The organism is Streptomyces krungchingensis (assembly GCF_054729265.1).
In genome coordinates this window covers 3,034,624-3,060,511 of record NZ_JBPUKY010000001.1, presented here as the reverse complement: position 1 = coordinate 3,060,511, position 25,888 = coordinate 3,034,624, and the positions used below count along the sequence as shown (strand labels likewise).

Here is a 25,888-nt window from a genome sequence, read left to right as displayed (position 1 = left end):
CCTCGTTAAGATACGGAGACGGTCCCCGGTTGGCAAGGAGTATCTGAATGGCGCAGGTCAAGCCGATGCGGGCGGACGCGCGGCGGAACTACGAGCGACTCCTGGAGGAGGCCGCGCTCGCCTTCGCCGAGCACGGGGAGGGCGCGTCCCTCGACGACATCGCCAAACGCGCCGGCGTCGGGTCCGGGACGCTGTACCGGCACTTCCCCAACCGGCAGGCGCTGTTGGAGGCCGTGTACGTCGACCGCATCGAGGAGATCGCGGCCCGCGCCGACGCTCTCGCCGCCGGACTCCCGCCCGGCGCGGCGCTGGTGGAGTGGCTGAACGAGCTGAGCGAAGGCATGATCCAGGTCCGCGGCCTCAAGGCGCTCCTCGGATCGGCGGTCACCGACGGCAGCTCCGCCGTGGTCACGGCCTGCGGCAACTCGGTGAAAGGGGCCGCGGCCCGCCTGGTCGGCGCGGCCCAGCGGGAGGGCACCCTGCGCGCCGACGTGGAGCCGATCGACATCCTGCGCCTGGCCCACGGCGTCGCCACGGCGTCGGAACTGGCGAACGGCGAGGGCAAGCACATCCGGCGCTACCTGTCCCTGCTGACGGAGGGGCTGCGTCCCTAGAGCCCCGAAGCCGGACGCGGCCGACTGCCCCACGGCTGCGCGCCACCGTCGCCCGCTGCCGACGATTCGGGTGGCGGACCGAGCGGTTCGTCGAGGACTCGTACGGATCGTGGAAGTGTCTCCGTGCCGGAGACCGGCACCTCGAAGAACACGGTGGTCAGTCGGGGGAACTCGCTCAGCCACTCCCAGGTGCACCCCGGATCGACCTCCACCCACAGGTCGCGGAGACTGCCCGGATCGCACGCGCGCAGGAACGCCTCCGGGGTGAACGGGCCCGAGATCTTGATGTGGGGCCGTCCGCCGAAGCTCCGCAGTGCCCGCAGTTCGGCCGGGCTGGAGACGGGAAAGTACAGGTACTCGTCACTCAGGCGCGCGATGACCTCCTCACCGTAGCGGTCGCAGTCGAACCGGCTCCAGACCCGGGCCAGTTCGGCGCGGACCCGGATGTCGAGCAGCTCCCCGTACGCGGCCAGCACGGGGATCGCAGGGTCCGTGCCGATCCGTGTAGCAGTCAGAACGGTGAAGTACGCCTCGTCCGGTGTCAGTCCCTCCGGTCCGGGAAGCAGATCCAGGACCACCGGGCCGACGTCGGCGAGGGCGCGCGCCTGTTCAGCCGACTGAGGCGGGATCAGGTCCGCCGCGCGTCGCTGCACCTCGGCCCGTACCGCCGGGTCCAGCTCCGTCGCGTGCTCCAGACAGGCCGCGGCCAGCAGATGCAGCCGGCGGCCCTCCCTCTCCGAGCCGTCGCCGCGCTCCACGAGCCCGGTGAGCAGACGCGCGCGCTCCGACATCCTCGCGTGGGCGACCGACATCCGGATGACGTCCTCCCACTGGTCGAGATGGGCATGCTGGATCAGGAAATCGAAGTCAAGGTCCTCCACTGCGGCCTTGGCACCCAGGTAGTCCTGGAAAGTGCGGTGGATGAAGTCCATAGAGCCCTCGGTCGGCTCGCGCAGCAGGCCACTGCGGATCAGCAGGTGGCGGTAGATGTCGTCGGCGGTGCCCTGCCCGGCGATCTGCGGCATCGACGGCAAGGCGTGCGCCAGAAGGCGGACAGCATCGGACCTGTCCATCTCCGATCGCCCGTTGCGGATCATCCAGTACGCCAGTTTCTGGATCAGCTGGACGTGATGGGCCTCGCCGATGCGGATGGTGCCGGGCTTGTAGATTCCCCGCTCACGGTCGCGACGGGCCAGCAGCATGGACAGGGCGGCGTCGTAGATCTCCTTGCGGCCGTCAGGCAGATAGCCGCGTCGATCCTGATGCAGGGCGCAGATCAGCGCGCACATCAGGGGGTTGGTGGCGAGCCGCCCCAGATCCTGTTTCGCGCGGATCGCACGCAGCAGGTCCTGTGCGTACTGGTCGCCGGTACCGGCGGCCTTGTGCCAGCGTTTGACGAACTCGATCACGTTGTCCCGGCTCATCGAGGCCAGGTCCAGCTCGGCGAAATCGTCCCCGACCAGCCAGTCTTCGCGCACCGCCGACGGCCTCGACGTGACCAGCCACCGGTTGCTGGGGTAGGAGCCGACCAGGTCCTGGAGCCAGCGGCGCGCTTCTTGGCGTTCGTTCTCCGGAATCTCGTCGATACCGTCGACGAGGATGAGGCCGCGCCCCGACCGCAGCACGCGGTCGAACCACCCCGTCGGCTGGAGGCTCGCGATCGGGCAGCCCACCTCGGACAGGAACTCGTCGGGTGTGGGCAGGGCCTGACCGCCCCGGGTCAGCGTGCGCAGTGGCAGGACGAAGGGCACGAGTCCGTACAGGTACAGCAGTCGTTCGTCGAGGTCCTTCTGTGCGGTGGACACGGCCAGCCACTGCACCAGCGTCGTCTTGCCGGAACCGGCCACCCCGCGCAGCAGGACCCGGTTGCGGCCCGCGAGCACTTGGTCGGCGGGGAGGAGCATCGGGTTTGTCGTATCACCCACCGCGTCCAGGCTCAGATACGCGGCATCCAACGGCCAGGTGCCTGGTGACTCGGACAGATCGAGGCCGAAGATGGTGAGTTTGCCGTGCTTGGCTGCGATGTACTGGGCGTAGCGTTCCTCGAACGGGGCGTCGGCGGGCGACGGGGTCCGCGCGATCAAGACATCGATCTTGGCAGACAGTTCGTCGATCCGCCGGCTCTGCTCCACCAGGGTGCGGGCGACGAAGGCCGACCTCTGGGTGAAGAAGTGCACGATATGCAGACAGGCCGTGTCGAGCACACTCAGATAGAGGTAGACCGCGTCGCTCGACAGGCCGAGCGTGGCGGACGGGCTCTGCGCCCGCAGATGCTGCGCCAGCGCCGTGTGGCCGAGTTGGACGGCCTGCACGTCGTCCATGTCGATGCTGTCCATGGCGCGCAGTGAATCGGCGACCGCGTGGGCTACGGCCCGCAGTTCGTACGAGGGGAGTCGCTCCGCCACGCCTGTCGACTGCGCCGCGCGTCCGACCAGCTCCTTGGCGATCTTGTGCAGGTCGACTTCGGACAGGACGCGCTTCTCGCCGGTGAACGAGACGAGGCCGGAGATGCGTACCGGTCTGTCGATCAGCCCCGCTCCGGGTCCCTCCGCCACGAACAGTTTCCTGATCAGCGGTGCGACAACGCTTGACGCGAGACGCGCGCCAATGGCAGCGGGATCCATCTACCCCCCCGTCCGGTGCCTGCGGCGGTTGTCACCACGGTGGTGACTCCGTGGAGCGCACGGACTGAAGCAGACTAGGACAAGAAAGGGCATTGCGCAGGACGAACCGTCCGGGATGTGAAGCACGGCGGTGGTGACCCGAAGTCACCACCGCCGTCTGCGACTTGTGTTCCCGGATGTGCCCTTGCGCTGCCTTCGCGGGCGTGGCCGGAAGGGGGTCAGAGCGCCTGGGCCGCCGGCTTCACCATGCCGCGGACCGTGCGGGACTTGACGAAGTCGCCCATGGCCGTCATCTCCCACTCGCCGGAGAACTGCTTGATCAGCTTGGCCATCATGACGCCGGTCTGGGCCTCGGCGTTGGTGAGGTCGAAGCGGACCAGTTCCTCGCCGGTGGCGGCGTCGAGGAGACGGCAGTAGGCCTTGGCGACCTCGGTGAACTTCTGGCCGGAGAAGGAGTTCACCGTGAAGACCAGGCCGGTGACCTCCTGGGGCAGGCGGCCGAGGTCCACGACGATCACCTCGTCGTCGCCCCCGCCCTCGCCCGTGAGGTTGTCGCCGGAGTGCTTGATCGCGCCGTTCACGATGGAGAGCTTGCCGAAGTAGCAGCTGTCGATGTGGTTGCGCTGGGGGCCGTACGCGATGACCGAGGCGTCCAGGTCGATGTCCTTGCCGCGGTACGCGGGCTCCCAGCCGAGGCCCATCTTCACCTGGGAGAGGAGCGGACGGCCGCCCTTGACCAGGGAGACGGTCTGGTTCTTCTGGAGGCTGACCCGGCCCTTGTCGAGATTGATCTTCCCGGTGCCGGGCGCGGCGGCGGGCGGAGCCGGGGGAGCGGCCGGGGCGGGCGGGACGGCGGCCGTCCGCGGGTCCAGCGGCGGGGCCGGCGGGGCGACGGGCGGCGCGGGCGGCGCGGCGAGGGGCTGCGCGGGGGCCGGTGCCGGTGCCGGCTCCTCCACGCTCACGCCGAAGTCGGTGGCGATGCCCGCCAGGCCGTTCGCATAGCCCTGGCCGACCGCCCGGGCCTTCCAGGCGCCGTTGCGCAGGTAGATCTCCATGACCACCAGGGCCGTCTCCGTGCCCAGGCGGGGCGGGGTGAAGGTGGCCAGGACCGCGTTGTCGTCCGCATTGCGCACGGTGGCGGTGGGCTCGATGCCCTGGAAGGTCTGGCCCGCCGCGTCCGGGCTGGCCGTGACGACGATCTTCTCGATGCCCGGGGGGACCGCGGTCGTGTCGACCGTGATCGCGTCCGGGGCGGTGCCGCCACCGGAGCGGTAGGTCACACCGGGGCCCGCGGGCTGGTTGTAGAAGATGAAGTCGTCGTCGGAGCGCACCTTGCCGTCGGCGGTGAGCAGCAGGCCCGAAACGTCGAGCCGCACCGGGGCGGTGACGTCCACCGTCACGCGGGAGACGGGGAGAGGGATGTTCGAGCCGGGGGTCATAGCTGTCATGCCGGGGATAACGAGCGGGGCCGCTTTACCGTTCCCTTACCCAAGGAATGATTCGAGCGGCCCCGTCCGTCCCATCCGTCCCGTCGGTCTCGCAAGTCCCTCGGTCCCGTCGACAGCGGCTACGGGACCACGACGATCTTGCGCCCCACTCCCTTCGCGAACTGCTCCAGCGCCTGCGGGTAGCTCGTCAGCGGCAGCCGGTCGCTGATGAACACGTCCGGGTCGAGCACCCCCGTGGCGAACAGTTCCGCGGCCCGTTCGAAGCTGTGCAGCACCGCCATCGACCCGGTGATGGTGATCTCCTGGTTGTAGATGCGGTAGGGGTCGATGGTGACCCGGGTCGCGTAGTCGGCCACGCCGAACTGGAGGAAGGTGCCCGCCTTCGCCACCCGGTCCAGGCCGTCCTGGATCGCCGCCGCGTTGCCCGTCGCGTCGATCACCACGTCCCAGCCCTGCGGGCGGTCCAGTTCGTCGGCCCCCGCCGCGGCCGCCGACACGCCGAGCTGTCGGGCCGTGGCCAGCCGTTGCGGGTTCACGTCCACCACGTCCACGCTCGCCGCGCCCGTGCGCTTGGCGAGCTCCAGCATCATCAGGCCCATCGTGCCGGAGCCGTAGACGAGCACATGGGCACCGAGACGGGCGTTCAGCACGTCGTAGCCGCGGACCGCGCAGGAGAGCGGCTCGACGAGGGCGGCGTCCTCGGTGCGGACGTGCTCGGGCAGCTTCACGCAGTTGGCCACGGGGGCCACCGCGTACTGGGCGGCGCCGCCCGCCGTCGTGACGCCGATCGCCGCCCACCGCTCGCACAGGTTGTTGTGGCCCGTGCGGCAGTACCGGCACTCGTAGCAGTACAGGGAGGGGTCCACCGCCACCCGGTCGCCGACCGCGAGTTCCGTGACCTGGTTGCCCACACCGACCACCTCGCCCGCGAACTCGTGGCCGGGCACGATGGGCAGTTCGGGCGCGAACTCGCCCTGGAGGATGTGCAGGTCGGTGCCGCACAGGCCGCAGGCGGCGACCTCGACGACGACCTCGCGGGGGCCTGGCGTCGGGTCCGGGACCTCGGCGACGACGGCCTTGCCCACGGACTCGATGACGGCGGCCTTCATTTCACGGCTCCCAACGACAGGCCCTGGACCAGCTTGTCCTGGGCGGCGAACCCCGCGGCGAGCACCGGCAGGGAAATGACGAGCGACGCGGCGCACACCTTCGCCAGGAACAGCCCCTGGCTGGTGATGAAGCCGGTCAGGAAGACGGGCGCGGTCTCCGCGACCACCCCCGTGAGCACCCGGGCGAAGAGCAGCTCGTTCCAGCTGAAGATGAAGCAGATGAGTGCCGTCGCGGCGATGCCGGGCAGGGCGATCGGGGCGACCACACGGGCCAGGATCGTCGGCAGCCTGGCGCCGTCGATCTGCGCGGCCTCGATCACCGCGACCGGCACCTCGGCGAGGAAGGACTGCATCATCCACACCGCGATCGGCAGGTTCATGGAGGTGTAGAGGATGACCAGGAGCCAGATGTTGTCCAGCATCCCGGTGTTCTTCGCGAAGAGGTAGATCGGCAGGAGGCCCGCGACCACCGGCAGCATCTTCGTCGACAGGAAGAAGAACAGGACGTCGGTCCACTTCCGCACCGGCCGGATGGACAGCGCGTACGCGGCCGGCAGGGCCAGCAGCAGGACGCAGAGGGTGGAGACCACCGACGCCACCGTGGAGTTGACCAGCGCGGGCCACGGGCTCGCACCGCCTCCGGTGCCGAAGAACTCGCGGTAGCCGTCCAGGGTGAGCGCGGCGCCCAGGGAGGGCGGGTTGGTCGCGGCGTCCGGCTCCGAATGGAAGGACGTCAGGGCCATCCACGCGATGGGCAGGAAGAAGACGACTCCGGCCAGCCAGGCCACCAGGCCCAGGCCCGCACCCCGGGCGCGGACGGTGCGGCGGGGACCGCGGGTGCGGCGGGATCGTACGGGTACGGCGGTGGCGCTCATGCGCGGGACGCCTCCTCGCGGAACAGGGACGACACCACGCGCAGGGCGAAGGTCGCGATGATGATCGAGCCGATGACGACCAGGACGCCCGCGGCCGACGCGAGGCCGTTCTCGTGGGCCTGGTAGAAGCTCTGGTAGACGGTGTAGGGCAGGTTCGCGGTGCCCAGGCCGCCGGAGGTGAGGGTGAAGACCGCGTCGAAGTTCTGCACGATGTAGATCGACCCCAGGAGCGCGCCCAGTTCGAGATAGCGGCGCAGGTGGGGGAGGGTGAGGTGGCGGAAGATCTGCCAGTCGCTCGCGCCGTCCACCCGCGCGGCCTCGATCTGCTGATGGTCGCGGCTCTGCAGCCCGGCCAGCAGGATCAGCATCATGAACGGCGTCCACTGCCAGACCAGGGAGGCCTCGACCGCCGGCAGCGGGGTGTCCGAGATCCAGTCCGGCTGGGGGCCGCCCACGATGTGCAGGAGCCCGTTGAGCAGGCCGTACTCGGGGTTGTAGAGCACGTGCTTCCACAGCAGTGCCGCCGCCACCGGGACCATCAGGAAGGGCGCGATCAACAGGGTGCGGACGACGCCGCGGCCCCGGAACCTGCGGTCCAGGAGCAGGGCGAGGCCGAGGCCCACGACCAGGCTGACCAGCACCACGGTGACGGTCAGCACGATCGTCGTCCAGACCGAGTGGCGCAGGTCGGCGTCGGTCAGGACGTCGGAGTAGTTGCCGAGGCCGGTGAAGTGCCGGGCCTTCGGGTAGAGGGCGTTCCAGTCGAAGAAGGAGATCACCAGCGTGGCCACGAAGGGCAGCTGGGTCACGGCGATCATGAAGATCAGGGCGGGCAGCAGCGGGGCGCGGGTGGCCCAGGCGCGCAGCCGGGAGGACGGCCTGCGCAGGGTGCGTACGGGAGTCGCGGCCACGGGGGCCGTCGTCGTGGCGGTCATCGTCCCTCGTACTCCTTGGAGATCTTCTCGGCGAGCTTCTGGGACTTGCTCAGGGCCGAGTCGACGGACTGGTGTCCGGCGATGGCCGCGCTGATCTCCTGCGAGACCTTGGTGCCGAGGTCGGTGAACTCGGGGATGCCGACGAACTGGATGCCCGGCGCGGGACGCGGCTGCACCCCGGGGTCGCGCGGCCGGGCCCCTTCGATGGCCTCGCGGGTCATGTCCTGGAAGGCGGCGGCCTCCTTGCGGTAGGCGGCGTTCGTGTAGGTCGAGGCGCGCTTGCCCGCCGGGACGTTGGACCAGCCGGTGGTGTCCCCGACCAGTTGCTCGTACTGCTTGCCGGACGCCCAGGAGATGAACTTCCAGGCCTTGTCCGAGTTGTGGGAGGCCTTCTGCATGCCCCAGGCCCAGGTGTAGAGCCAGCCGGAGGAGTCGGTCTTCTCGACCGGTGCCGGGACGTAGCCGAGCTTGCCCTTGACCGGGGAGTCGGCCGCCTCCAGCAGGCCGGCCGCCGACGTGGCGTCGTACCACATGGCGGTCTTGCCCTGCGTCATGTTGTTGAGGCACTCGGCGAATCCGGACTGGGCCGCGCCCGACTCGCCGTGCTCGCGGACGAGGTTCACATAGAACTTGGTCGCCTTCTCGAACTCGGGGGAGTCGAGGCGCGCCTTCCAGTCCTTGTCGAACCAGGTGCCGCCGAAGGTGTTCACGACGGTGGTGAGGGGGGCCATCAGTTCGCCCCAGCCGGGCAGGCCGCGCAGACAGATGCCCTTCATGCCGGACTCAGCGCCGTCGGCCTGTGCGGCCAGCTCGCCCACCTGTTCCCAGGTGGGGTGCGCGGGCATCGTGAGCCCCTTCTTCGCGAACACGTCCTTGCGGTACATCAGGAAGGACGACTCGCCGTAGAACGGCTGCCCGTAGAGCTTGCCGTCGTCGGCCGTCAGGGACTGCCGCATCGGCTTCAGGACGTCCTGCTCGTCGTACGCGCCGTCGTCGCGCACGTACGAGTCCATCTCGTGCAGCCAGCCGTTCCTGGCGTAGATCGGTATCTCGTAGTTGCTCAGCGTGGCGACGTCGTACTGGCCCGCCTGGTTGGCGAAGTCCTGGCTGATCTTGTCGCGCACGTCGTTCTCCGGCAGCACGGTGAAGTTCACCTTGATGCCGGTCTCCGCGGTGAAGTGCGCCTTGGTGAGCTTCTGGAGCTCCACCATCTGAGGGTTGTTGACCATCAGGACGTTGATGGAGTTGCCTCCGGAGCCCGCGCCGCCCGCTCCGGTCCAGCAGCCGGAGAGCAGCGGGGTGAGCAGCGTCCCTGCGGCGACCGCGGCGAGCAGCGCGCGCGGCCTCCGTCGGCTCGGGATTCGCATGGATCACTCCTGGACGTATGGGGAGATAAGGGGCGCGACCGGGCGCGGACGGGCCCCTGGGGAGGGTCGGTTGGGTTTCTGGATGTGAGGAGGGGAGGGGGTGAGGGGTGGGGGAGAGCGGGTGAGTTGGGTTCTCAGACTCGGATGACCTGGGGGCCTTGCAGGGAGTAGCGGTGCGCCTCGGACGCCGGGAGCAGCGTGCTGGTGACGATCGCCTCCAGGGCGGTGACGTCGGCGAACCGGCAGAAGCTGACCGCGCCGAACTTGGTGTGCACGCCCGCGAAGACGGTGCGCCGGGAGGCCCGGATCGCCTGTGCCTTGACCTCGCTGACCGCCGGGTCGGGGGTGGTGAGGCCGTGCTCGCGGGAGATGCCGTTCGCGCCGATGTAGGCGAGGTCGATGACGAAGCCGGCGAGCATCTTCGTCGTCCAGTGGTCCACGGTCGCGAGCGTGCCGGGACGGACCCGGCCGCCGAGCAGCAGGACGCTGGTGTGGTCCGCCTCGGCGAGCGCGCCGGCCGTGGCCAGGGACGCGGTGACCACCGTCAGCGGCCGGTCCCTGGGCAGTGCCTCGGCGATGAGCTGCGGGGTGAAGCCCTCGTCGACGAACACGGTCTCGGCGTCCCCGAGCAGCTCGGCCGCCGCGGCCGCGATCCGGCGCTTCTCGGGCACATGGCTCGTGGTGCGGAAGGCGAGCGTGGTCTCGAAGCCGGCGCTCTCCACGGGGTAGGCGCCGCCGTGGGTGCGGCGCACCAGACCGTGGTCCTCCAGGGTGCGCAGATCGCGCCGTACGGTCTCCTTGGCGACGCCCAGTTCGGCGGCGAGCGCGGTGACGTCGACCGAGCCCGCGCGGCGTGCGGCCCGGACGATCTCGCGCTGCCGTTCCTCCGCCGTCATGGCCGTCACCCGCTCCCTCGCGCTCCGTCGCACACTGCCCGTTCGGGCCCGGCGGGCCCTTGAGGGAAGTTCTACAGCGGGTTTTCGCCACTGACCAGGCCTGTTGCGTGCCCGATGGTGCCCGGTCGTGCCCGTTTCGCGCGACGGCTGCCCGCGGCGGACCTGGGGCGGAGCGGGGGCCGGGGGGAGATCGGGCAGGGTGCGTGCCCGAACGCGGGAGCGGGCGGGCCCGTTCGGTGCCCGCCCGCTCCCGGGTCGTCGTCCTGTGTCGGTGTGCCGGTGTGCCGGTGTGTCGCTGTGCCGAACCGCCGTCAGTGCGGCCAGATCGGCGGGCGGGTGGTGAAGTGGCCGCCCAGGTGGGCGTGGTCCGGGTTGTCCGGGTCGAGCTCGCCCTGCTCGGCGATCAGCTTCGGCGCGTACGGCTCGGAGTCGTCCCGCGGCTCGTAGCCCAGGGACCGCGCGGTCGACAGGTCCCACCACAGGCGGGTGTTGGCGGACGAGCCGTAGACGACGGTGTGCCGCACGTCCTCGGCGGTCAGCGCCGCGTGGAAGAGGCGGGCCCCGTCCTCGGGGCTCATCCAGACGGAGAGCATGCGCACGCTCGTCGGCTCGGCGAAGCAGGAGCCGATCCGCACCGAGACGGTCTCCAGACCGTGCTTGTCCCAGTAGAACTGCGCGAGGTCCTCACCGAACGACTTGGACAGTCCGTAGAAGGTGTCCGGGCGGCGCGGGGTGTCGACCGGGATGAGCGGGTCCTCGCCCTGCGGGCGCGGGGTGAATCCCACCGCGTGGTTGGAGGAGGCGAACACGATCCGGCGTACGCCCTCCTCGCGCGCCGCCTCGTACAGGTTGTACGTCCCCTCGATGTTCGCCTTGAGGATCTTGTCGAAAGAGGCTTCCAGGGAGATGCCCGCGAGGTGGATGATCGCGTCGACGCCCCGGACCGCCTCGCGCAGCGCCGCCCGGTCGGAGAGGTCCGCGGTGATCGCGTCCGGCTCGCCCTCGACGGGCAGCAGGTCGAGGAGGCGCAGCTCGTAGCCGTACTCCGGCAGCAGTCCCCGCATCAGGGTGCCGAGTCCGCCGGCGGCGCCGGTGAGCAGAACGGTGCGGGGAGCGGGCATGCGGGTGTCTCCTCGGTGCGGGGCGATGTGCCACGACGGGCGGCCGTATTCATGTACGACATTCACATCCGTGGACACGCTAGGGAGTGCCGACCTGCCCCGTCAAGTGTCGCGCGGAGGTGGCGAATCCGCTGCGGTGTTGCGGGTTTGCGCGCTTGACCCGTCCTGAGGTCGCGAATTAGCGTGGGCGCGTTCAGAAATATAGACGTGGATCAGAAACGTGCACCGGTGAGCACCTGTCTAGGGAGAGCCCGTGACCTCAGCCCCTCTCGCCGCTCGACTGAGTATCCCGAGCGGGCCGTTGTTCTTCCCCGTCACCGCGTACGGCCCCGACGGCTCCGTCGACCTCGACGTCTACCGCGCACACGTGCGGCGCGGTGTCGAGGCCGGAGCCGCGGCCGTCTTCGCCTGCTGCGGCACGGGTGAGTTCCACGCGCTCACGCCGGAGGAGTTCGAGGCGTGCGTGCGGGCGGCGGTCGAGGCGGCCGCGGGACGCGTGCCCGTCGTCGCGGGCGCCGGATACGGGACCGCGCTGGCCGTCCGCTACGCGCGGCTGGCGGAGGCCGCCGGGGCCGACGGGCTGCTCGCCATGCCGCCGTACCTCGTCGTGGCCGGCCAGGAGGGACTGCTGCGGCACTACCGGGAGATCGCCGCCGCCACCTCGCTCGACATCGTCGTCTACCAGCGCGACAACGCCGTCTTCACGCCGGAGACCGTCGTCGAACTGGCCCGCACGGACGGCATCATCGGCTTCAAGGACGGGCTCGGCGACCTCGACCTGATGCAGCGCATCGTGAGCGCCGTGCGCAGCGAGGCCCCGGGCGACTTCCTGTACTTCAACGGACTGCCGACGGCGGAGCTGACCGGGCTCGCCTACCGGGGCGTGGGCATCACGCTCTACTCGTCCGCGGTGTTCTGCTTCGCCCCCGAGATCGCGCAGGCCTTCCACCGCGCGCTGAACACCGGGGACGACGAGACGGTGAACCGGCTGCTCGACGGCTTCTACCGCCCCTTCGTCGACCTGCGGGCCCTGGGCCGCGGCTACGCCGTCGCACTCGTCAAGGCGGGCGTACGGCTGCGGGGCCTGGACGTGGGCGAGGTGCGGCCGCCGCTGCACGAACCGGCCGAGGACCACGTCAAGCAACTGGCGCAGCTGATCGAGCGCGGCCACGCGCTGCTGGAGGAGGGCCTGTGAAGACGTCCGCGTTCCTCTACCCGTGGGACGTCAACGGAGACCCGGAGGCCGCCGCGCGCACGGCCGGACTCGGCGTCCGGCAGGTCACGCTGGCCTCCGCCTACCACTCCACGCGGGCCCTGACGCCCCGGCATCCCCGGCACCGCGTCGTCACCGCCTCGCACGCGGCCGTGCTGTACCCGGCGGACGACGCGCGCTGGCAGGGGCGCACCCCGCGGCCGTACGCGGCCGGCGACTGGGCGCCCGGCGACGCGTTCGGGACGGCCGCCGCCGAGCTCGCCGGCGCCGGCCTGGAGGTCCACACATGGGTGGTCCTCGCGCACAACTCCCGTATGGGAGCGGACCATCCGTCGACGTCCGTGGTCAACGCGTACGGCGACCGCTACCCCTGGGCACCGTGCATCGCGCAGCCCGCGACGCGGGCCTACCTCGTCGACCTCGCCGCGGAGGCCGCCGTGCGCCCCGGAGCGCACGGTACGGAGCTGGAGTCGCTGGGCTGGTACGGGCTGGCCCACCTGCACGCACACGACAAGATCGGCGGAGTGGCGCTCGGCGACGCCGGCCAGTACCTGATGTCGCTGTGCTTCTGTCCGGCGTGCCTCGACGGCTACGCCGGACAGGGCCTCGACGCACGGCGGCTGCCGACCGCCGTACGGGAGGCGCTGGACGCGGTGTGGCGCGGCGCGCCGTCGGACGGCGGCTGGGCCGGGGTCGAGAAGCTGCTCGGGGCGGAGGCGGCGGCGGGCACGCACGCGTGGCGTGACGCGGTCGCCGGGGAACTCCAGGAGGCGGCGGTCGCGGCGGTGCGGGCCGCGGCGCCCGACGGGTTCCAGGTGCTGCTGCACGCGGACCCGGTGTCCTACCACTGCGGCGCGAACGCCGGTGTCGACCCCGCACGCGTCCTGTCCGTGGCGGACGGGGTGGTCGTCCCGTGCACCGGCGGCGCGGGGCTGCTGACCCCCTTCGCCGAGGCCCGCCCGGCCGGCCGGGAGAGCGTGCTGGCCGCCAACTTCACCGTCGTGTCGGGGATGGGCGGCCACCCGGGGACGCTCGCCGCGGACGCGGAGCGGGCGGCGGCGCTGGGCGCGACCGAACTCCGCCTCTACCACGCAGGGCTGGCGTCGGACGCGGACCTGGCCGCGGTACGGGAGGCCCTGGCGGGGCTGACCTAGGGGGAGTGCGGGAGCCCGTACGGCGTCCGGGGGCTTAGGCCGTTCAGGCAGCCGGAGCCGGGGGGCCGCCCCCCGTTCCGGGGGTGACGGGCCGGGGCGAAGGGGGGCGAGCCACCCGGTGCTAATCCGGCACCGGCGCCCCGGACCGCCGCAGCAACGGCCCCACCGTGACCAGACGGGCGACCCCCAGCGCCACCAGCAGCAGCCGATGGTCGACCAGCTCGACCAGCCCCGCACCGACGGCCAGCCCCACGGCGTTGGGTGCGTACAGCAGCGTGCCCGCCGTCGCCGTGACACGGCCGAGCAGATGACCGGGAGTCTCCCGCTGGATCGCGGTGTACGCCGCGACCAGGACGCACGGCAGTCCGACACCGACGGCGAGGCACGAGCCGAGCACCACGGCGTCGGAGGGGACCGCGCGCAGTGCGACCGCGACGGCGGTGAGCGCGATCCCGTACCCGGCGAACCGCCGTTCGCCCAGACGGCGCAGGAGCGGCCCGGAGGCCAGCCCGACGGCGACGGACCCGACGCCCTGGGCGACGTACAGCACGCCCACGTACGCGGGGGAGTGCCCCAGCCCCTCGGCCACGGCGTAGACCGTCGCGCCGTTCAGGCCCGCGAAGAGCATGGTCGTGCCTCCGGCCAGGACCAGGGTCCGCAGGCCGCCGTGGCGCCACAGGGCACGCGCGCCCAGCGCCGTGCGGGCCCGCCACCCCTCCGTCGTCCCCCTGGGCGGCGGGGTCTCACGGACGCGCAGCAGCGCGAACACGCCCGCGGCCGAGGCGAACGTCGCCGCGTCCAGCAGCGCGACCGGTGCGCCCCCGTACGCCGCGTACAGGCCGGCCCCGGTCAGCGGGGCGACCAGCTTCATGCCCTCGTTGACCGCCATGCGCAGACCGTTGAAGTCGCCGAGGAGCGGCGCGCCGACCACGGAGGCGAGCAGGGCGGACTCGGCCGCGTCGTGCACGACCCCCGTCGCGCCGTAGACCAGGAGCACCGCGAACAGGACCCACAGGCGGTCCGGCGCGTCCACGGTGAGCAGCAGGGGCAGCAGCGCGGCGAGGGCCAGGTTCGAGGCGATCAGCAGCGGTCTGCGGCGGGTGCGGTCGGCGAGGGTGCCGAGCGCGGGGCCGATCAGCGTCGGGGCCCACAGCGTGAAGACGCACAGGGCCGCCAGGCCGTCCGAGCCGGTCAGGTCCTTGACCCAGATGCCGCAGACCAGCCACATCGCCGACGAGCCGAAACCGGAGACCGCTGCTCCGGTGAGGTACAGCGCCGCGTTGCGGTCGCTCAGCACCCGGGTCACTGTCCATGTCATGGCCGGTGATCGTGGTTCTAAGGCGGCTGCCCGGGGATCGGGCGATCGCCCTAGGGTCCGGCCTGCGCGGGCCGGGCCGGCGCGCGACCGATGAGTTTCGGGCGCGACTCCGGTCCACCCGTCAGTGGACACGAACGCTGAGGAGAAGTGGATGACCGTCGAGATGTTCGACCTCGGGCCGCAGGCCCTGATCGTGGCGCGGCTCGCGGAGGGCGTGATGGACGGGCAGCTCGACAACGAGACGCCCTGTCCGAGGTACCCGGTGCACACCATGCTGGGACATCTGGCCGGACTGTCCGTGGCCTTCCGCGACGCGGGCCGCAAGGACCTGGGCCCCACGACGGACAGCAGCCCCGACACCTCGCTGCCGGACATCGCGGCCGGCTGGCGGGAGACCCTGCCGAAGGCGCTCGACGAGCTCGCCGAGGCCTGGCGGGACCCGGCTGCCTGGACGGGCGAGACCCGGGCGGGCGGAGTGCCGCTGCCGGGCGCGGTGGCCGCCGCCGTCGCCGCCGACGAACTGGTGGTGCACGGCTGGGACCTCGCCCGCGCCACCGGCCAGGCGTACGAGCCGGACCCCGTCGCCCTGAAGGCGTCGTACGGCTTCCTCGTCGCGGCTGCCGAGGATCCGAGCAGGGGCGGGGGCATCTTCGGTCCCGTGGTGCCGGTGCCCGACGACGCGCCGCTCCTCGACCGGGTGCTCGGGCTGAGCGGGCGCGACCCCGGCTGGAAGGCGTAGCGCGCCCGCGCCGCTCGACGGCGCCCCCGGCGTCCGACGTCCCGCGCCCCCCCCCGGCGTCCGACGTCCCGCGCCCCCCCGGCGTCCGACGTCCCGCGCCCCCCGGCGTCCGGCGGCCGGCGTCCACGGAACGCCGGCCCGGCACCGTCGGGCCGGCGTGTGCCGCGTGACGGCGCGGGCCCGTATGCGGCGGCCCCGCGCGTCGGTCCCGCGTGCTCCGGTCCCGGTGAAATGCCGGGCCCCGCAACGCGGCCCGCGCGTACGCTCCCCGCATGGCCATCGCCCTCACGGTCCTCGGCACCGCCTCTCCGCACCCGCAGCCCGGCCGTCCCTGTTCCGGCCATCTGCTGCGAGGCGGAGGCGCCGAGGTGTGGGTCGACGCGGGGCCCGGGACCTTCGCCGCGTTGCAAAGGCACACGGATCCGACGCGGCTGGACGCGATATGGGTCTCGCATCTGCACGCCGATCACTACGCCGACCTGACGGCCGCCCTGTACGGGTTCGCCTACGGAGGGCTGACGCTTCCCTCGCCCCTGCCCGTGTACGGGCCGCCGGAGCTCGCACGCCGGCTCGCCGGCTTCTTCGGACAGCCCGATGTCGGCTTCATGGCCGGGGTGTTCGACTTCCGTCCCCTGTACGACGGCCACGAGGAGCGCGTGGGCGAACTGGTGCTGCGGACCAGGGCCGTCGTGCACGACGTCGAGGCCTACGGGCTGCGGGCCGAGTGCGGCGGCAGCGTCCTCGCCTATTCCGGAGACAGCGGGCCGTGCCCCGCGCTCGACGAACTCGCCTCCGGCGCAGACCTGTTCCTGTGCGAGGCGGACATCGACCGGCATGGCGAAAGCGAACGCCCGGTGCACCTCACGCCGGAGGACGCCGGCGCGGTCGCCCGGCGGGCCGGGGTCGGCGAGTTGCTCGTCACCCACGTGGGGCCGACGCTGACGCCGCAGACGGCGACCACGCGCGCCGCGGACGCCTTCGGCGGCCGGACCGCGACCGCCCGCGAGGGCGGCACCCGGGCCTTCTGACCACGCACCGGCCACTCCGCCCCGGCGGCGCACCCCTGAAGTGCCGTGCGCAGTGCGGAGTCCGGCCGTGGCGTTCGCCCGAGCACCTCTTGCGCACCGCCGAGTCCGGCCGTGGCGTGCGCCCGAACACCTCGTGCGCAGTACGGATTCCGGCCGAGACGAGCGCCCGAACACCCGGTGCGCACCGGCTGGTCCGGCCATGACCTGCACCCGAACACCCCGTGCGCACCACCGAATCCGGCCCGGACGCGCGCCCCCTGAACAGCCCCTGCGCCACGCACCCCGACTCGCCCGGCACCGTCCCCGGCCTGCCGGTCACCCCAACTTCTTTTGTCCGAAGCGTTGACGAAACACTGCACCGCTCTTACCTTCATCGCGTCGTACTTCGTACGTCATATATGAGACGCGATACGCGAGATCCGATACACGCGATCCGACACGTGAGATCCGAGAGGCGCGCATGACCTCTGTGCCCACCCCGATCCCGTCCCGCACGCAATTCGTGCTGGAGGGGATCAAACACCGCATCCTCACCGGGCAGTTGACGCCCGGACAGGCCCTGGTCGAGACCGAGCTCGCCGCGCAGTTCGGGGTGTCGAAGACACCGGTGCGCGAGGCGCTCAAGACACTGGCCGGTACCGGTCTTGTCGTGATGAACCAGTACAAGGGCGTCACGGTGCGCATGGTGGATGCGGACATGGCGCGCGAGGTGTACGACGTGCGGCTGCTCCTCGAACCGGAGGCGCTGCGCCGGGCGGTGCGCCGCGGGGCCTCCCTCGACGCCGCGCGGGACGCGCTGACCCGCGCCGACGGGGCCGCCGACACCGCGGAACGCTCGCTCGCCAACCGGGAGTTCCACCGCGCCCTGTACGTGCCCTGCGGCAATCCGCTGCTCGGCCGGATGCTCGACGAGGTGCGCGACCAGGCCGCCCTGGTCTCCACGGTCGCCTGGGCCGCGAACCCGTCCTGGGAGCGCGAGGCCAGCGAGCACCGGGAGATCCTGCGGCTCGCCCTCGACGGTGACGCCGACGGCGCGGCCGGGGCGCTGCACGCCCACATCGCGTCGTTCGTGCAACGGGCCTTCCCCCAGGGCCAGGAAGAGGATGGACAGGAATGACAGCGACGTACGAGACCCAGCGGGCGGCGCTCGCCGAGGTCGTGGCGATCCCCGTGACCCCGTTCGCCGAGGACGGCACGATCGACCGCGACACTCACCGGGCCCTGCTGCGCCGGCTGCTCGACGGCGGAGTCAGAACCCTGACACCGAACGGCAACACGGGGGAGTTCTACGCGCTGACGCCCGAAGAGCGGCAACTCGTCACCGAGCTGACCATCGAGGAGGCGGGGGACCGGGCCGCAATCCTCGTCGGCGTCGGACACGACGTGCCCACCGCGATCGCCTCCGCGCGGCACGCACGGGAACTCGGCGCACAGATGGTGATGGTCCACCAGCCGGTGCACCCGTACGTCTCGGAGGGCGGCTGGGTCGACTACCACCGGGCCATCGCCGAGGCCGTGCCCGAGCTCGGTGTCGTCCCCTACCTCCGCAACCCCCTGCTGGAGGGCGCGCGCCTGGCCGAACTCGCCGACGCCTGCCCGAACGTCGTCGGGGTGAAGTACGCCGTGCCGGACGCCGCGCGCTTCGCCGCCTTCGCGCGGGACGCCGGACTCGAACGCTTCGTCTGGGTGGCCGGACTCGCCGAGCCCTACGCGCCCTCGTACTTCTCGGCCGGTGCCACCGGCTTCACCTCGGGGCTCGTCAACGTCGCCCCGGCGGTCTCCCTGAACATGATCGAAGCGCTTCGGTCCGGGGACTACCCGGCCGCCATGAAGGTCTGGGAACAGATCCGCCGCTTCGAGGAACTGCGCGCGGCCAACGGCTCGGCGAACAACGTCACCGTGGTCAAGGAGGCGCTGGCCTCGCTCGGCCTGTGCCGCCGTGACGTCCGCCCGCCGAGCAAGCCGCTGCCCGGACCCGAGCGCGCGGAGGTGGCGGCCATCGCCGCGGGGTGGTCCATATGAAGCGCCCGGAAGACCTCAGAAGCCACCAGTGGTACGGCACGGACGGGCTCCGCTCGTTCAGCCACCGGGCCCGGACACGGCAGCTCGGCTATCTGCCCGAGGAGCACCTCGGCAAGCCGGTCGTCGCCATCCTCAACACCTGGAGCGACATCAACCCCTGCCACGTGCACCTGCGCGACCGCGCGCAGGCCGTGAAGCGCGGAGTGTGGCAGGCCGGCGGGTTCCCGCTCGAATTCCCGGTGTCGACGCTCAGCGAGACCTTCCAGAAGCCGACCCCGATGCTCTACCGCAACATGCTCGCGATGGAGACCGAGGAACTGCTGCGGTCGTACCCGGTCGACGGCGCGGTGCTGATGGGCGGCTGCGACAAGTCGACTCCCGCCCTGCTGATGGGCGCGGCCTCCGTCGACCTGCCGACCGTGTTCGTGCCCGCCGGGCCGATGCTCCCCGGGCACTGGCGCGACGAGGTCCTCGGCTCCGGCACGGACATGTGGAAGTACTGGGACGACAAGCGCGCCGGGCTCATCGGGGACTGCGAGATGAGCGAACTGGAGAGCGGGCTCGCCAGGTCGCCGGGGCACTGCATGACCATGGGGACGGCGTCCACGCTCACCGCCGCCGCCGAGGCCCTCGGCGTCACCGTGCCCGGCGCGTCGAGCATCCCCGCCGTCGACTCCGGACACGACCGGATGGCCGCCGCGTCCGGGCTCAGGATCGTCGAACTCGTCCGCAAGGACCGCAAGTTGTCCGACATCCTGACGGCCGACGCCTTCACGGACGCGGTGACCACCGTCCTCGGGCTCGGCGGCTCCACCAACGCCGTGATCCATCTGATCGCCATGGCCGGCCGAGCCGGGGTTCCCCTCACCCTCGACGACTTCGACCGCATCGCGCGGACCGTGCCGGTGCTCGCCGACGTCCGGCCCGGCGGACAGAAGTACCTGATGGAGGACTTCCACTTCGCCGGCGGCCTGCCCGGGTTCCTGTCCCGGATCACCGACCTGCTGCACCTCGACCGGCCGACCGTGTCGCACGACAGCATGCGCGAACAGCTCGACGGCGCACGCGTGCACAACGACGACGTCATCCGCACCCGCGACAACCCGGTCGCCCCGGAGGGCGGGGTCGCCGTGCTGCGCGGCAACCTCTGCCCCGACGGCGCCGTCATCAAGCACATCGCCGCCGAACCGCACCTGCTCAAGCACACCGGTCCCGCGGTCGTCTTCGACGACTACCGGACCATGCAGCGCACCATCAACGACCCCGGGCTCGGCATCACGGCCGACAGCGTGCTGGTGCTGCGCAACGCCGGCCCCAAGGGCGGCCCCGGCATGCCCGAGTACGGGATGCTGCCCATCCCCGACCACCTGCTGAAGCAGGGCGTCCGGGACATGGTGCGGATCTCCGACGCCCGGATGAGTGGGACCAGTTACGGCGCGTGCGTGCTGCACGTGGCGCCCGAGTCGTACGTCGGCGGGCCGCTCGCCCTGGTGCGCAGCGGTGACACGATCACCCTCGACGTCGAGGCCCGCACCCTTCGGCTCCACGTGGACGACGAGGAGCTGGAGAACCGCGGGGCGCGGTGGACGCCGCCGCCCGCCCGGTACGAGCGCGGCTACGGCGCGCTCTACAACGACCAGATCACGCAGGCCGACACCGGCTGCGACTTCGAGTTCCTGGCCAGGCCGGGGAAGGTGCCGGACCCGTACGCCGGGTGACCCCGAGCGGGGGCGGGGATGCCCGCCCCCGCACACGGGGACCCCGATCCGCACCCGGGGTCCTCGGACCGCACGTCCGCACGGCCGACATCCCGAACGAGATCCGCGAAGCGCTTCAACCAGATGTACGTAGCAAGCGCTTCCTGCACAGTCCGTGAACGACCGGTCGCACCCACCGAACAGACCCACCGCAAGCGAACGGAGAACAGTCATGGCCCAAGCCGCAGCCGTGGCGAAACCGCCCGCGCCGGCCCGGCGACGCCGTGCCTCCGCGACGCCGCACAGGCTCCCGTATCTGCTGATCGCCCCGGCGGCGCTGCTGATGCTGGGCTTCATCGCCTACCCCGTCATCAGCGTCTTCTACTACAGCCTGCAGAACTACAACCCCACCAAGCCCTGGCGCAACGGCTACGCGGGCTTCGACAACTTCGTGCACGCCTTCACCGACGACCCCCAGTTCTGGGACACGCTGACCTTCAGCGCCAAGTGGGTCGTCGTCGAGGTGGGCCTCCAGCTGCTGTTCGGCCTCGCGCTCGCGCTGATCGTCAACCAGACCTTCGTGGGACGGGCGGTCGGCCGCGCGCTGGTCTTCTCACCGTGGGCCGTCTCGGGCGTGCTGACCTCCGCGATCTGGGTGCTGCTCTACAACTCCCAGACGGGCATCACGCGTTACCTCGCCGACGCGGGCATCGGACAGTACGGCACCAGCTGGCTCTCCGACACCTCCACCGTCTTCCCGGCCGCGGTGGTCGCCGACCTGTGGCGTGGCGTGCCGTTCTTCGCGATCCTCATCCTCGCCGACCTCCAGTCCGTCTCCAAGGATCTGTACGAGGCCGCCGAGGTCGACGGCGCGGGCCGGGTCCGGCAGTTCCTGCACATCACACTGCCGCACCTCAAGGACGCCATCGTCCTGTCCACGCTGCTGCGCGCGGTGTGGGAGTTCAACAACGTCGACCTGCTCTACACGTTGACCGGCGGAGGCCCCGCGGGCGAGACGACGACACTGCCGCTCTACATCGCGAACACCAGTGTCGACGCCCACAACTTCGGCTACGCGTCGGCCCTGACCACGGTCGCGTTCGTGATTCTGCTCTTCTGCTCGATCGTCTACCTGCGACTGAGCAAGTTCGGAGGCGGGGACAAGTGATCACCAAGGACGCCGGGACGATCGCTCCGGCCGCACCCGCACCGGCCGCCGAGGAACCCCGGCCGACCGTACGGAGGACGAGGCGGGCCTGGGACGAGGTGCCCCGCTGGCAGATCTACCTCCCGCTGTCGGTCTACCTGCTCTTCACCCTGGTCCCCTTCTACTGGATCCTGCTGTTCGCGCTCCGCCCGGCCGGCTCCACCTCGCTCGTGCCGTGGCCCATGACCTTCGACCACTTCGACAAGGTGTGGACCGAGCGCAGCTTCGGGACCTACTTCCAGAACAGCGTGCTCATCGCGCTAGCCACCCTGGTGCTGACGACCGTCGTCGCCCTCGCCGGCGGATACGCCCTCGCCCGCTTCGACTTCAGGATCAAGCGCGGCTTCATGCTGGCGCTGCTGTGCTCCCAGTTCGTGCCGGGGGCGCTGCTCCTCGTGCCGCTCTTCCAGATCTTCGCCAAGCTCCAGATGATCAACTCGCTGGGCAGCGTCATCATCGCCGAGACGGTCTTCCAGCTGCCGCTGTCGATGATCCTCATCAGCGGGTTCATCAGGAACGTGCCGTACTCCCTGGAGGAGGCGGCCTGGGTCGACGGCTGTGACCGCTTCAAGGCCTTCCGGATCGTCGTGCTCCCGCTGCTGCGGCCCGGCCTGATCGCCGTCGGCTCCTTCGCCTTCGTGCACGCCTGGAACCACTTCCTGTTCGCCCTGATGTTCCTCAGCGACCAGGGCAAGCAGACCATCCCGGTCGGCCTGAACACCCTGATGAGCTCGGACAGTGTCGACCTCGGCGCGCTCGCCGCCGGCGGAATCATCGCCGCCGTCCCCGTCGTCATCGTCTTCGCCTTCATCCAGAAGTGGCTGATCACGGGATTCAGCGCGGGGGCGGTGAAGGGATGAGCCACCAGCCTGCGGCGTCCGCCGCCGGCGGGCCGACGAGCCCGCCCGCCCGGGACCTGCCGCTGCCCGTCGTCCTCGCGGGCGCCCGCGGCCACGGCGACTGGCACCTGCGCAACATCCGCCGCCTGCAGGACGAGGGCCTCGTACGGCTCGCCGGGATCTGCGAGCTGACCCCGCTCACGGACGCGGAGCTGGACGGCCGGCAGGTCCAGCAGTCCGCCGACTTCGGCGCCCTCCTCGACTCCACCCGCGCGGCGATCGCCGTGATCTGCACCCCCATCCCCACCCACACCGACCTGGCGCTGACCGCCGCGGGCAAGGGCGTGCACCTGCTGCTGGAGAAGCCGCCCGCCCCCTCGTACGCGGAGTTCCGCAGGATGGCCGACGGGGTCGCCGCGGCCGGCGTCGCCTGCCAGATCGGCTTCCAGTCGCTCGGCTCGCACGCCGTGCCCGCCGTCCGGGAACTGATCGCCGGGGGTGCGATCGGCCGGGTGCTCGGGATCGGCGGGGCCGGGGCGTGGGCACGCGACGAGGCGTACTACCGGCGTGCGCCGTGGGCGGGCAAGCGCCGCCTGAACGGCGTGGACGTCGTCGACGGTGTGCTGACCAACCCCCTCGCCCACGCCGTCGCCACGGCGCTCGCCCTCGACGGCGCCACCCGCGCCGAGGACGTCGCCGGGATCGAGACCGAGCTGCTGCGCGCCAATGACATCGAGTCCGACGACACCTCGTGCGTGCGCGTCACCACGGCCGGCGGCCGGGTCACCGTGGCCGCGACCCTGTGCGCCGAACGGCCCGACGAGCCGTACGTCGTGGTGCACGGAAGCGCCGGGCGGATCACCTTCTGGTACAAGCAGGACCGCGTTCTCGTACAGCGCTCCGGGCACGGCCCCGAGGAGACCGCCTTCGGCCGGACGGACCTGCTGGAGAACCTGGTCGCCCATCTGACGGACGGCACGGACCTGTTGGTCACGCCCGAGTCGACGGGTGCCTTCATGAAGGTCGTTGAAGCGATTCGACAGGCGCCCGATCCCCGCGCCCTGCCCGAGGACAGCTGGACCCGGGTGCCCGGCGAGAACCGCCGGGTCGTGCGCGGCGTCGACGGCCTGGTCGCGGCCGCCGCCGACACCCTCGCCCTCTACTCCGAGCTGGGCGCCGTCTGGGCGCCGCCGAAGGAGGTGAGCACCGGATGAACGAGGAGTCGCTCGTCCTGCGCGTGGCGGGCCGCCCCGTCGGCCGCTATCTCACCCGGCCCGCACTGCCGGCCCGGCTGTCGCCGCGCCCGTACCTGCACCCCGTCACCACGCTGGCCGGCACCGCCGTCACCGAGCTGAGCCCCGCCGACCACGCACACCACCTCGGCGTCGGTGTGGCCGTACCCGACGTCGAGGGGCACAACTTCTGGGGCGGACGCACCTATGTCCGCGACCGGGGACCCACCGAACTCGACAACCACGGCGCTCAGCGGCACACCGCCTTCCAGCTGCGCGACCCCGACGGCTTCGTGGAGGAACTGCGCTGGGTGGCCGCCGGCGGCGAACTGCTGCGCGAGCGGCGCACGGTGGCGACCACCGCACTGACCGGGTCCGCCTGGGCGCTGGACTTCACCTTCTCGCTGACGAACACCACCCGGGGCACGCTGTCCATCGGCAGCCCGGCCACCAACGGGCGGCCCGGCGCGGCCTACGGCGGCTTCTTCTGGCGCGCCCGCAAGGAGGACGAGGCACCACGGGTGTTCACCGCCGACGCGGAGGGCGTGACCGCGGTGCACGGCCGGCGCGCCGACTGGCTCGCCCTCGCGGGCGCCACCTGGACGCTCGTCTTCGCCGGCGCCACCGCGGCGACGCGTCACGACCCGTGGTTCGTGCGCACCGCCGAGTACCCGGGGGTGGGTTCCTCGCTCGCGCACGAGGAGAGGCTGCCCGTCGCCGCCGGTGACACGGTCGTGCGGCGGATCGTCACCGTCGTCGCCGACGGCCGGCTCGACCGGTCCGAGGCCGCCGCGCTCGTCCGCAAGGCGGTGAGTCCCTGATGGCCCTGCCCTCCGCCGACCTCGGCGACGGGACCTACCGCAACCCCGTCCTGGACGCCGACTGGTCCGACCCCGACATCCTGCGGGTCGGCGACGACTTCTACCTCACCGCCTCCAGCTTCGGCCGTGCTCCGGGCCTGCCGCTGCTGCACTCCCGCGACCTGGTCAACTGGACGCTCGTCGGACACGCCCTGCCCCGCCTGGAGCCCGCGGCGGACTTTTGCGCCCCCCGGCACGACTGCGGGGTGTGGGCCCCGTCGCTGCGGCACCACGACGACCGCTTCTGGATCTTCTGGGGAGACCCCGACCATGGGGTCTTCCAGGTCAACGCCCCCGAGATCCGGGGTCCTTGGACCCGCCCGCATCTGGTCGAGGCGGGCAAGGGGCTCATCGACGCCTGTCCGCTGTGGGACGAGGAGACCGGCGAGGCCTATCTCGTGCACGCGTGGGCCAAGTCCCGTTCGGGCATCAAGAACAGGCTCACCGGCCACCGCATGCGCCCCGACGGCACGGGCCTGCTCGACGAGGGGAAGGTCGTCGTCGACGCCGACCGGATCCCCGGTTGGTTCACCCTCGAAGGCCCGAAGCTCTACCGGCACGACGGCTGGTTCTGGATCTTCGCGCCCGCCGGGGGAGTGGAGACCGGCTGGCAGGGCGTCTTCCGCTCGCGCGGCTTCTTCGGGCCCTACGAGGAGCGAGTCGTCCTGGAGCAGGGCGACACCGACGTCAACGGCCCCCACCAGGGCGGCTGGGTGCGCACCGGCGGCGGTGAGGACTGGTTCGTGCACTTCCAGCAGCGCGGCCCCTACGGGCGGGTCGTCCACCTCCAGCCGATGCGCTGGGAGGAGGACGGCACCCCGGCCGGCGGAGCCTGGCCGGTGATCGGCGACAGGGGAGCGCCGGTCGCCGTGCACCCGAAGCCCGCTCTGCCGCCGCAGCCGTCGTCCGTGCCCGCCACGGACGACGACTTCCCCGGGGGCCGCTTCGGGCGCCAGTGGCAGTGGACGGCCAACCCGCGGGACGGCTGGGCCACCCAGCATTCCGGGGACGGGCTGCGGCTGAGCTGTGTGCGCACGGCCGACGCGCACGACCTGCGCAGACTGCCGCACGTGCTCACCCAGCGGCTGCCCGGCGGCGCCGCCTGCGTCGAGGTCGGGCTGCGGCTCGACAGCGAGGAGCCGGGCGCCCGGGCCGGACTCGCCGTGCTCGGGGACGCGTTCGGCTGGATCGGGCTCCAGCGGGAGGCCGACGGATCGGTGCGGCTCGTGCACCGGTTCGCCGAGTCGGCCGCCGAGTACGAGCGTGACGCCGCGCACTCCCGGGTGGCACCCGACGGGTCGGCCCGGCTGTGGATCGAGATCGGCGCGGGCGCGCGCTGCCGCTTCTCGTACGACGTGGGCGACGGCCGGGAGTCCTCGGGACAGGTCTTCGCCGCCACGCCCTGGCGCTGGGTCGGTGCCCTGCTCGGGCTCTTCGCGCTCGCCCCGGCGGGCGCGGGTCATGCAGGCGCCGCCACGTTCACGCAGTTCCGTGTCACCGCGGCCCCCTGAGGGCCGCTCCCGACGCACGCACACCGGTGCGGCGACACCGCAGTCGCCGCACACCCGGAAAACCCCACAACCCCGTTGA

General features: G+C 71.7%; 22 protein-coding genes. 13 read left to right on the top strand and 9 right to left on the bottom strand.

Going from position 1 to position 25,888, the window contains the following annotated elements; genetic code table 11:
* The first annotated feature begins 47 nt into the window (after positions 1-47).
* Positions 48-614, top strand: a complete 567-nt coding sequence (locus ACSYGO_RS13665) for a TetR/AcrR family transcriptional regulator (protein ID WP_435226687.1) — start codon at positions 48-50, stop codon at positions 612-614.
* Here the strand turns inward: ACSYGO_RS13665 and ACSYGO_RS13660 are convergent.
* The 8 genes from ACSYGO_RS13660 to ACSYGO_RS13625 form a co-directional block, all read right to left on the bottom strand.
* A complete protein-coding gene (locus ACSYGO_RS13660) occupies positions 611-3,238 on the bottom strand; it encodes an NACHT domain-containing protein (RefSeq protein WP_435233425.1) in 2,628 nt (875 codons plus the stop codon). The genes ACSYGO_RS13665 and ACSYGO_RS13660 overlap by 4 nt on opposite strands.
* Positions 3,239-3,456: 218 nt before the next feature.
* On the bottom strand, positions 3,457-4,677 hold the full coding sequence (locus tag ACSYGO_RS13655) for a TerD family protein (protein ID WP_460389711.1): 1,221 nt from the start codon (positions 4,675-4,677) through the stop codon (positions 3,457-3,459).
* 128 nt (positions 4,678-4,805) lie between these two features.
* Complete coding sequence (locus tag ACSYGO_RS13650) at positions 4,806-5,795, bottom strand: zinc-dependent alcohol dehydrogenase family protein (RefSeq protein WP_460386766.1); 990 nt, start codon at positions 5,793-5,795, stop codon at positions 4,806-4,808.
* Positions 5,792-6,670, bottom strand: coding sequence for a carbohydrate ABC transporter permease (locus tag ACSYGO_RS13645; RefSeq protein ID WP_426676107.1), 879 nt, complete (start codon positions 6,668-6,670; stop codon positions 5,792-5,794). Before ACSYGO_RS13645 ends, ACSYGO_RS13650 begins: the two co-directional genes overlap by 4 nt.
* On the bottom strand, positions 6,667-7,605 hold the full coding sequence (locus ACSYGO_RS13640; RefSeq protein WP_460386765.1) for a carbohydrate ABC transporter permease: 939 nt from the start codon (positions 7,603-7,605) through the stop codon (positions 6,667-6,669). The genes ACSYGO_RS13645 and ACSYGO_RS13640 overlap by 4 nt, the downstream gene beginning before the upstream one ends.
* Entirely contained in the window at positions 7,602-8,972 is a 1,371-nt protein-coding gene (locus ACSYGO_RS13635; RefSeq protein WP_432174841.1) for an ABC transporter substrate-binding protein, read from the bottom strand. The genes ACSYGO_RS13640 and ACSYGO_RS13635 overlap by 4 nt, the downstream gene beginning before the upstream one ends.
* 134 nt (positions 8,973-9,106) lie before the next feature.
* On the bottom strand, positions 9,107-9,868 hold the full coding sequence (locus tag ACSYGO_RS13630) for a DeoR/GlpR family DNA-binding transcription regulator (protein ID WP_460386764.1): 762 nt from the start codon (positions 9,866-9,868) through the stop codon (positions 9,107-9,109).
* A gap of 311 nt (positions 9,869-10,179) precedes the next feature.
* The gene (locus ACSYGO_RS13625) at positions 10,180-10,989 is read right to left on the bottom strand and encodes an NAD-dependent epimerase/dehydratase family protein (RefSeq protein ID WP_460386763.1); all 810 of its coding nucleotides are present in this window, start codon (positions 10,987-10,989) and stop codon (positions 10,180-10,182) included.
* Between the two features lie 253 nt (positions 10,990-11,242).
* Between ACSYGO_RS13625 and ACSYGO_RS13620 the strand changes: the two genes are divergently transcribed.
* Both ACSYGO_RS13620 and ACSYGO_RS13615 read left to right on the top strand, forming a co-directional pair.
* Positions 11,243-12,184: a 5-dehydro-4-deoxyglucarate dehydratase gene (locus tag ACSYGO_RS13620; RefSeq protein ID WP_426676111.1), complete on the top strand. Its 942-nt coding sequence runs from the start codon at positions 11,243-11,245 to the stop codon at positions 12,182-12,184.
* Positions 12,181-13,356 (top strand): hypothetical protein, encoded by a 1,176-nt coding sequence (locus ACSYGO_RS13615; RefSeq protein WP_426676112.1) that lies wholly within the window; start codon positions 12,181-12,183, stop codon positions 13,354-13,356. The genes ACSYGO_RS13620 and ACSYGO_RS13615 overlap by 4 nt, the downstream gene beginning before the upstream one ends.
* 121 nt (positions 13,357-13,477) lie before the next feature.
* Here the strand turns inward: ACSYGO_RS13615 and ACSYGO_RS13610 are convergent, their stop codons facing one another.
* Positions 13,478-14,674: an MFS transporter gene (locus ACSYGO_RS13610; protein ID WP_426676113.1), complete on the bottom strand. Its 1,197-nt coding sequence runs from the start codon at positions 14,672-14,674 to the stop codon at positions 13,478-13,480.
* A 151-nt stretch (positions 14,675-14,825) separates the two neighbouring features.
* Between ACSYGO_RS13610 and ACSYGO_RS13605 the strand changes: the two genes are divergently transcribed.
* From ACSYGO_RS13605 to ACSYGO_RS13560, 10 genes are all read left to right on the top strand, one after another.
* A complete protein-coding gene (locus ACSYGO_RS13605; protein ID WP_426676114.1) occupies positions 14,826-15,413 on the top strand; it encodes a TIGR03086 family metal-binding protein in 588 nt (195 codons plus the stop codon).
* Positions 15,414-15,685: 272 nt separating this feature from the next.
* Positions 15,686-16,441, top strand: a complete 756-nt coding sequence (locus ACSYGO_RS13600) for an MBL fold metallo-hydrolase (RefSeq protein ID WP_426676115.1) — start codon at positions 15,686-15,688, stop codon at positions 16,439-16,441.
* Positions 16,442-16,901: 460 nt separating this feature from the next.
* On the top strand, positions 16,902-17,558 hold the full coding sequence (locus tag ACSYGO_RS13595; RefSeq protein ID WP_345653189.1) for a GntR family transcriptional regulator: 657 nt from the start codon (positions 16,902-16,904) through the stop codon (positions 17,556-17,558).
* Entirely contained in the window at positions 17,555-18,463 is a 909-nt protein-coding gene (locus ACSYGO_RS13590; protein ID WP_426676116.1) for a dihydrodipicolinate synthase family protein, read from the top strand. Before ACSYGO_RS13595 ends, ACSYGO_RS13590 begins: the two co-directional genes overlap by 4 nt.
* Positions 18,460-20,181 (top strand): L-arabinonate dehydratase, encoded by a 1,722-nt coding sequence (gene araD, locus ACSYGO_RS13585; protein WP_426676117.1) that lies wholly within the window; start codon positions 18,460-18,462, stop codon positions 20,179-20,181. The genes ACSYGO_RS13590 and araD overlap by 4 nt, the downstream gene beginning before the upstream one ends.
* A gap of 211 nt (positions 20,182-20,392) precedes the next feature.
* The gene (locus tag ACSYGO_RS13580; RefSeq protein WP_028803372.1) at positions 20,393-21,328 is read left to right on the top strand and encodes a carbohydrate ABC transporter permease; all 936 of its coding nucleotides are present in this window, start codon (positions 20,393-20,395) and stop codon (positions 21,326-21,328) included.
* Positions 21,325-22,227, top strand: coding sequence for a carbohydrate ABC transporter permease (locus tag ACSYGO_RS13575; RefSeq protein WP_426676118.1), 903 nt, complete (start codon positions 21,325-21,327; stop codon positions 22,225-22,227). The genes ACSYGO_RS13580 and ACSYGO_RS13575 overlap by 4 nt, the downstream gene beginning before the upstream one ends.
* On the top strand, positions 22,224-23,420 hold the full coding sequence (locus ACSYGO_RS13570; protein ID WP_426676119.1) for a Gfo/Idh/MocA family protein: 1,197 nt from the start codon (positions 22,224-22,226) through the stop codon (positions 23,418-23,420). The genes ACSYGO_RS13575 and ACSYGO_RS13570 overlap by 4 nt, the downstream gene beginning before the upstream one ends.
* Positions 23,417-24,259 carry a DUF6807 domain-containing protein gene (locus ACSYGO_RS13565; protein WP_426676120.1) on the top strand — a complete coding sequence of 281 codons (843 nt, stop codon included), beginning with the start codon at positions 23,417-23,419 and terminating at the stop codon, positions 24,257-24,259. Before ACSYGO_RS13570 ends, ACSYGO_RS13565 begins: the two co-directional genes overlap by 4 nt.
* Positions 24,259-25,809 (top strand): glycoside hydrolase family 43 protein, encoded by a 1,551-nt coding sequence (locus tag ACSYGO_RS13560; protein WP_460386761.1) that lies wholly within the window; start codon positions 24,259-24,261, stop codon positions 25,807-25,809. Before ACSYGO_RS13565 ends, ACSYGO_RS13560 begins: the two co-directional genes overlap by 1 nt.
* The last annotated feature ends 79 nt before the right edge of the window (positions 25,810-25,888 follow it).